At 32.4% G+C, this 9,827-nt stretch carries 7 protein-coding genes; 1 reads left to right on the top strand and 6 read right to left on the bottom strand.

Annotated features, from left to right (window positions below):
• Nucleotides 1–545: 545 nt before the first annotated feature.
• The 3 genes from Q0838_RS13785 to Q0838_RS13775 form a co-directional block, all read right to left on the bottom strand.
• On the bottom strand, nucleotides 546–1,745 hold the full coding sequence (locus Q0838_RS13785) for a hypothetical protein (RefSeq protein WP_298956349.1): 1,200 nt from the start codon (nucleotides 1,743–1,745) through the stop codon (nucleotides 546–548).
• Between the two features lie 920 nt (nucleotides 1,746–2,665).
• A complete protein-coding gene (locus Q0838_RS13780; RefSeq protein WP_298956346.1) occupies nucleotides 2,666–4,123 on the bottom strand; it encodes an NAD(P)/FAD-dependent oxidoreductase in 1,458 nt (485 codons plus the stop codon).
• Nucleotides 4,124–5,310: 1,187 nt separating this feature from the next.
• Nucleotides 5,311–5,730 carry a DNA-binding protein gene (locus Q0838_RS13775; RefSeq protein ID WP_298956344.1) on the bottom strand — a complete coding sequence of 140 codons (420 nt, stop codon included), beginning with the start codon at nucleotides 5,728–5,730 and terminating at the stop codon, nucleotides 5,311–5,313.
• A gap of 720 nt (nucleotides 5,731–6,450) precedes the next feature.
• Here Q0838_RS13775 and Q0838_RS13770 point away from each other — a divergent pair.
• Nucleotides 6,451–7,341 (top strand): hypothetical protein, encoded by an 891-nt coding sequence (locus tag Q0838_RS13770; RefSeq protein ID WP_298956342.1) that lies wholly within the window; start codon nucleotides 6,451–6,453, stop codon nucleotides 7,339–7,341.
• A 214-nt stretch (nucleotides 7,342–7,555) separates the two neighbouring features.
• Here Q0838_RS13770 and Q0838_RS13765 read toward each other — a convergent pair whose 3' ends face one another.
• The 3 genes from Q0838_RS13765 to Q0838_RS13755 all read right to left on the bottom strand — a co-directional run bounded on the left by Q0838_RS13765 (nucleotide 7,556) and on the right by Q0838_RS13755 (nucleotide 9,601).
• Complete coding sequence (locus Q0838_RS13765; protein ID WP_298956338.1) at nucleotides 7,556–7,765, bottom strand: DUF2892 domain-containing protein; 210 nt, start codon at nucleotides 7,763–7,765, stop codon at nucleotides 7,556–7,558.
• A 75-nt stretch (nucleotides 7,766–7,840) separates the two neighbouring features.
• Nucleotides 7,841–8,467 carry a Crp/Fnr family transcriptional regulator gene (locus tag Q0838_RS13760; RefSeq protein WP_298956335.1) on the bottom strand — a complete coding sequence of 209 codons (627 nt, stop codon included), beginning with the start codon at nucleotides 8,465–8,467 and terminating at the stop codon, nucleotides 7,841–7,843.
• A 666-nt stretch (nucleotides 8,468–9,133) separates the two neighbouring features.
• Entirely contained in the window at nucleotides 9,134–9,601 is a 468-nt protein-coding gene (locus tag Q0838_RS13755; RefSeq protein ID WP_298956332.1) for a hypothetical protein, read from the bottom strand.
• Nucleotides 9,602–9,827: the final 226 nt, after the last annotated feature.

Here is a 9,827-nt window from a genome sequence, read left to right as displayed (position 1 = left end):
ACTATAAAATCAATCACAGGAAATCATCATTATCTAAAAGCTTTTTATACGGCATTTAAAAACTAAATTGGTATAAATTTCTTTTAAGGTCTAGTAGCCTCTCCATTAGACTGCTATTGCTGACTTTTTCTTTTTTGAATCGTAATCTCTTTCTTGCTTAACTTCTTTTTTTTTCCTATTGTAAAGTCGCTTACATTGATTAATGTTTCTGATTACTTTTACTATTTACAATCATCATGAAAGTACCATATAATGCTTTTACTAATTAAATGTGACCTTATGAAAAATCAGGTTTGCTGGTACACTTTCTGCATGACGATATGCCTAATAATGATAATTGTAAGCTTATTTTTCACAATCTCTTGTAGGACTCCATTTAATGCATATAAAGCTATCTCGCCATTTCAATATTGCTCAATAAGCGTTATATGCATTATGATTAAGTAGTTCTTTTATAAAGTTTAATATATTTTGACCTTCAAACTGTTTTTAATCTTTTAATTGAAGGATTCATTATATTGATATCAAATAACAATAAATAAATTTTATCCTCTACGGCCGTTTCTAGATCTAGTATTGCGACTAGTTTTTTTATTAGAAGAACTAGTAGATCTAGAGCTTATACCTTGTGTGTTTCTAGAAGAAGAACCTCGAGAAGTAGTTCTACTTTTTGTACCGCGAGTAGAACGTGTTCTTGCTGTGTTTCTTCTAGGTGTAGATCGAGCAGTAGTTCTAACAGTACGATTTCTATTACTAGAGATAGCTGTCGTGCTGCGAGTAGTTCTATTACTTCTAGGAGTTGCAGTGGTAGACCTAGTCGTGCCTCTGTTAGAAATAGTTCTAGTATTTGCCTGTCTAGAAGTTCTAGTCGTTGCTCTATTAAATCTACTGTTGCTTGTGGTATTGCGACCTGTAGCAACTCTAGTAGAGGTAGCAACATTTCTACCACGAGTGGTTCTAGTTACCTGACTTCTACCTGTAGAGATAGACTGTCTATTTCTATTTACTCTATTGTTTACAGCTACAGCTCTACCACGAGAATTGCGACGTCCTCTTTCAAAGCTCCTATAAGTTACTCTATCATTAGGTCTGTAAAAATTTCTACGTGCGTTTGCTCTTTCATAACGGCCATTATAATAAGTAGGTGTATTCCAGTAATTTACATGATACGACCAGGAATAACGTATAGGGAGATAACATGCTCTATATGGAGTATTATATATTACACATCTATTTACAACTGGTACACGATAATGGTTGTGCCATGGTTGATAGATATAGTTTCTATTATAAGTGTTAATGTATCCCTCATAATAATGGATAACTCCAGGTCTACTGTAGTAAACTCTTAAACCACCTAACCTATTTATATACCCATTATTATAATCTATGTTTACGTTACCTATTTGATTTACACGACCATAAGAATCATAATAAATAGGTATTTCTTCTATTTGAATAACAGCACCATAAGAATCGTACTGTACATAACGGTCATAATCATATCCAGAATTAAATGAAAATTGAACGTTTCTTGTATTTACAAATACGTTAACACCATTTCTATCTTGCAAATAATTAAAATCAAACTGACCGTCTGGAAAAACAGCAAACTCGATTCCATCTTGATTAAAAATAAAGTTTTTACTGTAATTACGGTAGCGTGTGTCGTCATCCAACTTTTTGGCACTTGAGAATCCTAATCCTAGAATAAAAACAAGTGTTAGGGTAAATAGCTTTTTCATAATATATAGTATTAAAATCAGTAATTATGTCTACCGATGTAATACATGAATCAACCAGCGTGCCAAAAGTATGATAACTCTATACCACCAGCTATGTGATGGTTATTAATAGGCTCTTAAATCTTTTAAATTCAAGCTGATAAATAAAAACTGTTAAAAAAAATAGACGTAGTGTATAATAGGTTTGCACACCATGCAAACGCATGTGTTTCTTGAAAAAGGCTCTTTATACAAAGCTCCAGTATTTATTATTAACGTGAATGGCACATTATCTACTTCATTAATTCTATGGTGTACATTAAGTAAAAACGACATTACCTATAGTTACGGTAATTTTAGATCCTACTGTGCTAACTAGTCATAGTATTTGCATCGTGATAAAGGCTCAACAATTATATACTTACCTATACACGCTATCCCTTAAGCTAAAGTAATATTTTATGAGTTCTTGTATTATCTATGATTTTATCAATGATTAAATATATGCTTATTAAGGTGAAATTACTTTTTGTCATACAGAAAACATAAATTTGACCATCTCTAGATATGCTAATAAAGTTCCCGTATCCTAATTTTCTTTAATTTTTGTAATTCTTCTAAGGTCATTCTAGATTTTAACTCTTCTCGCTTTACGTACTTAACTATTCTAAAACTTTATAAATGATCAACCCTTCAGCTATAGCTAGTGTGGATTTAGTTTTATTAAAGTCATTAACGTTATTAGTAAAGTTTTTACATTGTATATTTTTGAAGGTATAAATGAGAAAAATCACCTGTAATTGCTATAGTTTTTATTTGCAAAGAGTGATGAGTAAACAACGGCTATTATAATGATTAACCTCTATAATTTGACGTTGTTAAGTTTAATCTAAAAATACTGCACTTTAATAACCAGTACATTGGCAAATAAATAGCTAGTTCTATTCTTTTTTATCTGATCTTTTGAGAATACGTCCTCTAGGTTCGTCACCCTTATGTAAAACCACATCAGAATGCAAGAATTGAGCTGCTTGAGCAGAATCCTTTACTTTACTAGCCGTGCGTTCTAACATGGCTTTTTCAAAATCATTGAGAACAGCAGCTCTCAAATCTGTTTCTCTCCAGTTAGATTGTGGTCTACAACCTATGGAGATAGCACGTGCTAGAGATAATGCATCTAGGAGTGCCTGGTTTGCTCCCTGACCTTTAAATGGACTCATAGGGTGTGCTGCATCGCCTATAAGTGTTGCATTACTGTTATTTTTCAATACTTCTGGATCGAGTAAACTTCTGTCATACACAGGATAACCAGAAATTTGTTTTTCTATTGTAGCATTTATTATTTCTGGAATAGGCGAGTGCCATTGTGTTCTTAACATAGCTTCTTTCTTAAGAGCTGCAGGACCTAATTCACTTAGTTTTTTAGCTTCATTTTCTGATATAGGAAAACTAAGTTGCCACATGATCGTGTCCGTTGAGTATGGCATCATATAAATACGTTCTTTTCCATTTGCAGTTTGAAATACAGTAGCATTATCTAACAAATCGTGATCTAAATTATTAAGACTTTTAAGCGGGCAGATACCTAAAATAACAATACAATCGAGATAACGTAATGGAGTAGGAGATTCTCCTATTAATAGTTTGCGCGTGGTACTGCGTATACCGTCTGCGCCCACTACTAAGTCGGCAGTTTTTATTATTTCTTCTCCATTTACTAGAAACTTAAGATCTATAGCGTCATTTTTATTTCTTTTAAAATCTATTAATCGGTGTCCCCAGGTTACCTGATCCTCACCGCCCAATTGATCAAGTAACTCTTCACGCAAAGATTGTCGAGCGATATGCACGTTAGTACGTTTGGAATAGATCTTTTCCTTACTATCTCCCCATTTTCTAATTCCCCATTCTCCTATTACAGTTCCATCTGTGGTATGCACCACATGCTTTGTAGAGGTTATACCTTCTTTTAAAGCCGTTATGCCTAGACCTTGTATAGCTTTACTAGCCTGTTGTAAGGTAAGTCCATAACCTTGTGAGCGTTCATTAAAACTAGAATCGCGTTCATATAGTGTAAAAGGAATACCTCGATGTAAACAGGCTACGGCAAGCGCTGTACCACCTATACCACCACCTATTATAGCGACGCGAGGATATACCTTTACATCTGGAAAAGAGTCGGTCCTTACCAGACCTGTACCGTTACAGTTTATACAAGAGTATTGATGCGCTTTAGGCCGCACAGGAGCAGTACCAGTGCCATTTGATTTTTCAAATTGTTCTAAGGCTCTTTGATAATTTAAACGCACTTTTTTGCGTAATCTCCTGCTTTTTTTTCCACGTCCTAAACAGTCCGGACAGCTGGTCCATGCAGTATTATTATATTGTCCGTTCTTCAATTCTAGTTATCATAAATGAGAGGTAAAGATAAAAAAGCTGGTAGAATGAAGGAAGAGATTCTGCCAGTTAGATCAATTGCTAGAAGTAAAAAATATTACAACTACTTATTTCACATGATTTTGATTTGAGAAAACAGTAAAACTACCTTAAATCATAAGATGCGAGACACATTAAAAAAGAATAACTGGCTATTTCTTAATAAATGAACTAAATCAATAGCTTTTTACAATATAAAGGTCTTCCTAACAGATAAACGCCATAAAGATTAAAAAAAGTGCAGTATATATAATTTTACGATTTAATTGTGTGTAAAATGTAACAGTCCAGCACTTCATTAAGGTCATTTTTAATACAATCTAGTGATTTTATAACGTTATATAAAGCCACATTACCGCAACCTTCGTTTTTTTACTAAAACAATAATTTAGGTCGATACTCTACCGTGTAAGCCGGTAGTGCAAATCTCATTAAGTATTTTAAAGATGGCATCTTAAAGTAATAACACAAATATGGCGTTAAGATTTACAGAAGGATTTCCAGGTCTAAAGTTATCATTTTCTAGTCGTAAAAAAGAATTAAATAGGTTCCAGATAGTTCTACACCGACTCTTTAGCATAAAATTTCTCTCATTATTTTAGAATCCAGACACGAGGCTTGTACCTGGAGCATAAGTTGTACAGAAATATCTTTTTAAAGATGCCTATACTGTAAATTATTATTGATTTAATTGGGATATTTATAGTTCTACATCTATACGTCGTCAGTGTGAGTATCTAAGAATCTAGATTAACTGCGTTTTTTAACAACACTATTTTACTCATCCTTTTTTTTATAAACGCGTTATTCCCCATAGACTTGACCTTATCTTAATCGTGACAAGGTTAAAAGAGGAGCACAACGTTTTAAGTATCTACGGCTACTTATGTAGGTACTTTTCCTATACACTAGCTATTTATCTGCATAGGAGCAGACAGATTTTTTAATTTTTACTTCTAGCAATAGAACTTACTATTCATAATAGTTCAAGTGTTATTTTAGTTCCGCTTTCGCGAAAGCGAGAAACGAACAAAGCTCAGAAATCAAAACAGTCTCGATGAATAAGCTTTAAAATGTGTAAGAACGATCTAGAGTCTCCATAGATAAATAAAAAGTCGTTTTCTAGATCTATGGAATCGATTAAATAGAATTAGCTTATTAACTCTATTCTATCAGCTGTAATGTTGATTAACTTCTCTTTATAAAGATTACCTAGAGCTTTTTTATAGGACTTTTTACTCATGTTAAATTGGACACGTATCGTATCTGGTGAGCTTTTATCTGTAATTAGTAAATAACCATCTGGACTTTCTCTCAGTGCTTCTAGAACAGCATTTGCGTCATGATCTATAACATTAAGATAGCCTTGAGGTCTAAGCGATACATCTATTTTGCCATCTTCTCTTATATTTTTAATAAAACCTATACCTTCCATGCCTTCTTCCATTTCTGAAAAAACTTCACTTCTATATAGCAATCCTTCTATCTCGCCCTCTATTAAAACGTTGTAGCCTAGAGGTGTTTCTCTCTCTATGGTTAATTTTACTTTATCGCCTACTTGTACATCCATTACTCTATAAATTTAAATACTCTTTTATCCTCTTTATTTTTAAAATGCAAAGGTAGGCCATATATAGAGATTTAAGTTTTGAGTAGTTATCATAAATAATTACACCTTAAAATAAAGGTGTACGTGATCTAGGTTTTCTAAATAATTTATTAGACTTCTCGTTTACTTCTATATTGTAATTCATGGAGTTATAAGCTTAGATGCTCTTTATTACCATGAGTTGATATTGCTCTAAGACTCCATTTAACCTGCATAATGATCATGAGTAGTTGTTTAAAACAAGACCTATTCTTATTGTAAAGCAGTTCTATAATTTAATTTTCTTTAAGGTTACCTATCCTCTCTGTTTATCCTTTACCATTTGTTTTGAAGTACTTATATGCTGTATAAATATTTTGTCTAATGATTTTACAGAATAGTCGTCGATTAATTTTAAATAAACTGTTTCGGCCTTATTGTTCTCTGTCATTACCATTGCTATCACTATCTTTTTATTTTTCAACCGTAACTTCTCTTGGCTTTCCTTACTATTTGTCCTTAATTCTTGAAATTCCTTAACCAGTAAGTACTTCCTGTTTAGCTAATTAATTTGATTCTATCTTCATAATCACAATTGTGTTTTAGGTATTACATTTATTGAGCCTTAAGCTTTTAACAAAAGGTATCTCTAGCTAATAACATTTTTTATTTTTATTATTGTAACAAGTAAATTCACGACTAATGTTTAAAATTCATCCTGAATTGCAATTGCCATTTGTAATTATCACTGGTATTTTAATTATAATTTACCTTACGTTATTAAAATTTACAGGTAATTATTCATTTTACATAGCTATAGGGGTTAACTTACTGCTATCGGGACTAATTGCGATATTTAGTAGTGTACTGGCTAACTGGGGAAGATCTTATAATACTGCTGACTTCTACAGTCATTTACTTGTTCTATTTATTGCATCGACAACAATTGCTTTATTTTTAAAATTTGGGATTTATGATACTCTTAAAAAAACAGCATTACTTAATACTAAAAATATAATTGTATTTGTAGTTGTAACGACTTTAGGGCTAAGATATCTCATAAAATACGAACGTTATAGTTGGAAAGCAGCATTAAAAACCTCTTCACAAATTAAGGTAATTACTTCATCCCTAGGAGATATGCAAAGTTTACGCACTAATCGAACAGTATTTTACAGAGATCCTTTATCCTATGTTACACTAGAAGAAGAAACACATCGATTTTCACCTAGAGCATTTAGAGGAATGCCGGACTATATAAACCTAGCGTTTTACGATACCAAAGAGCATTTACTTTATTATGATTCTTTTGATATTTCTCACGCTTTAATAAGAAAAGCTATAGGATACGGTATATTCTATCCCTTAACCGGAAGTAGAAAATATAGCAATATTTATTTAGAAATAAATAATAAAGGTCATGTAGCACTGTTTTTATCTCAAAATAATCAGAAAAAACTACTGTTTGAAGCAAAATGTAAAAGCATAACTCCTGATCTATTACCCAATTATTTAACTGACAGGTATGAGACCCAGAAAGTATTAGAATTATATGAAGTTAAGGAAAACGAACTACATCAAAACCTAATTTAGCCCCTAACAGGTAGGTGTGATATTTTAAATTTTAATCAAATCTGACCTAAGTAATAATTAGTTGTCGAATTTTAAGGTGTCCTAATTAGTGGAAGCCTAGATTTTTATGGAAGCCTACAGACGGACTTGTTAAGAAGAGCCGTATGATGGGAGACTATCACATACGGTTATATGAGAGGTTTAGGGGTGAGATACCCCTTTACCTACATGACTTTTATTTTTCTTTGATTTTGCAAGTTTTGATTCCAAACGGTGCATAAAGTGGACAAAAGCTAATCACACTTGTTAAAACAAAAACTCCTGCAAGCACCAATAAAACAATACCTAATGTACCGGATATTGTTCCTGTAAAATAAAGAATACCAACTATTGCAGCGATTATAACTCTTATAATTCTGTCTGCTGAACCCATATTTTTTGTCATAATTGAAAATTTTATATTATTGAAAGATTACCTTACAAAGTTAAATAGCCGTCTAGAACTATGCAGTGACTGCGGTCACCACTCGTCAATAATTCTTATTATTCCAGATTTTTGTTCAACTTTCCCATCTGTTTCAAGCTTTTTTAAAACTCTAGTAATTACTTCACGAGCAGTCCCTAATTCATTTGCTATTTGGGAATGACTCATTTTAACAGAATTGTTATGACTTAATTCAGTTTTCTTCTTCAAATGGTCGTATAGTCTTTTATCCATCTTATCCAATAACAAGCTACCTATTGTTTCCAATAGCTCTGAATACCTCAGATTAAACTGATTGTAGAAAAGTTCGTTAAATTCTGGGTATTTTTTCAGCCAGGATGGCAATAAATGAACCGGTAATAAAAGAACTGTTGAATCTTCTTCCGTTTTTGCAAATACTTTACTTGGTGTATTTTTTAAAGACGCATAAAAAGTCATTACACAGCTTTGGGCTGGTTCTATATAGTATAGTAGCAATTCTTTCTCATCAAATCTAGAATATACTTTTATCAGACCATTAGCTACAATGGGTAAAACTTTGACATACTGCTGTTCCCTTAAAATTTCAGTTCCTTTTGGGAATTCCTTAATGGTAGATTCTTGCAGTATTTTTTCAACCAAATCAGGTTTTAAAAAAGATAATATTCTTCTTTCAAGTTCCATTTTACGTCTTTTCCTTAGTTTGCACACAAGGGCAGTTTTTCTCAAAACTGCTCATTTTTTGTTTAAATATACGTTAGAAAAGTGATGTGAATGGATATTGAGAAAACGAGTTGGTAAAATGAGTTGATACTTAAGAGAAGGTTTTAAAATATAGATAGGAGCTTTAGAATAGCTTTATAGTGGTGTTTATAGAGGATAAAGGCTTGTTTTCCTTGCTTCTTCATTATGTTTAGGATTCTTTTAAGCTTGTATGCGATAACGATTAGGCCAAAATTTGCACTGGTGCTTTGGATCCCTTTTTTAGTAATAATGTGATCAAAACCTCATTGTCTTTTTATAGTACCATCTTGTCTCCGACGAGTGCAAAGAGAGGAAGACACTCTACAATGGCTGTCCTTTTTTATAGATATTTGGTTGGTGTTGTACTCTTTTAAAATTAGCTAGATGAGTTCAACTCATAAACGCCAAATTTTTTATATAGTATTGTGCATAGTTGTGTGTCAATAATGATTTGATTCTTACAACTCTAAGGAGGATGATTTGGTTAAATCAGCGAAGCATGGATGGATATACACATGCTTCGGTCTTGAAGAGCCGTATGATGGTAGACTATCACGTACAGTTCTGTGAGAGGTTTAGGGGTGAGATTGCCTTTTATCTACTTGACTATCCAACAGAGCAGATCACGTAAGCTTCTTTATTTTCATATTGTGTTAATTTGTTCAAAAAAAATGATAATATTGTTCTATCTTCTTCTCTAGCTTGATTATCAGAAAAGCTATCAGAATTAGAGTATTTTAGAACGTTTTCAATACTCTTTTTAATCTTTGAGATTTCATAAAGATATACTGTTCTTTCATCATAAGATCGTTGATCCACTTCAGCCAAAATATTGGCTAATTTTATAAAGTAACAATCCGCCTCGTAAGTATAATATTCCCATCTATTAGAGTTTTGTTCAAATTCTGTAAAAATGTAACCTCCCCATTTAAATGAACAGCCATCATCTCCATTGTTAAGATAATTTTTTTCTACTACAGGTAGTTTGGCTTCAAATACTTGCAAAGATGGTAATTCACCGATAATCATATTTTCGGTTTTTTTTATAAAATTAAAACTTAAATAAGCTCCCATATTTTTTTCTAATTAAGCACAACGTTTTTGTATATGGTTTGTTGCGTGTTTTAAGCACTAAATTTAGCAAATAAAAACCGAATAGAAAATCCGCGAGGATTTTCGTAAGTAGGCTAAAACTAGCAATGAATTATACACGGTATTGCCAGTAGTTGTGTGTCCTGCGTTGCTTCGGGATACAATTTAGTAAAATAAATAAGGAGCAACAAAACTGTAATTGAGATGA

It is taken from the genome of uncultured Nonlabens sp. (assembly GCF_947495285.1).
Taxonomy (GTDB): domain Bacteria; phylum Bacteroidota; class Bacteroidia; order Flavobacteriales; family Flavobacteriaceae; genus Nonlabens.
The sequence above is the reverse complement of the archived record's forward strand: the minus strand, read 5'-3'. Positions and strand labels throughout refer to the sequence as shown.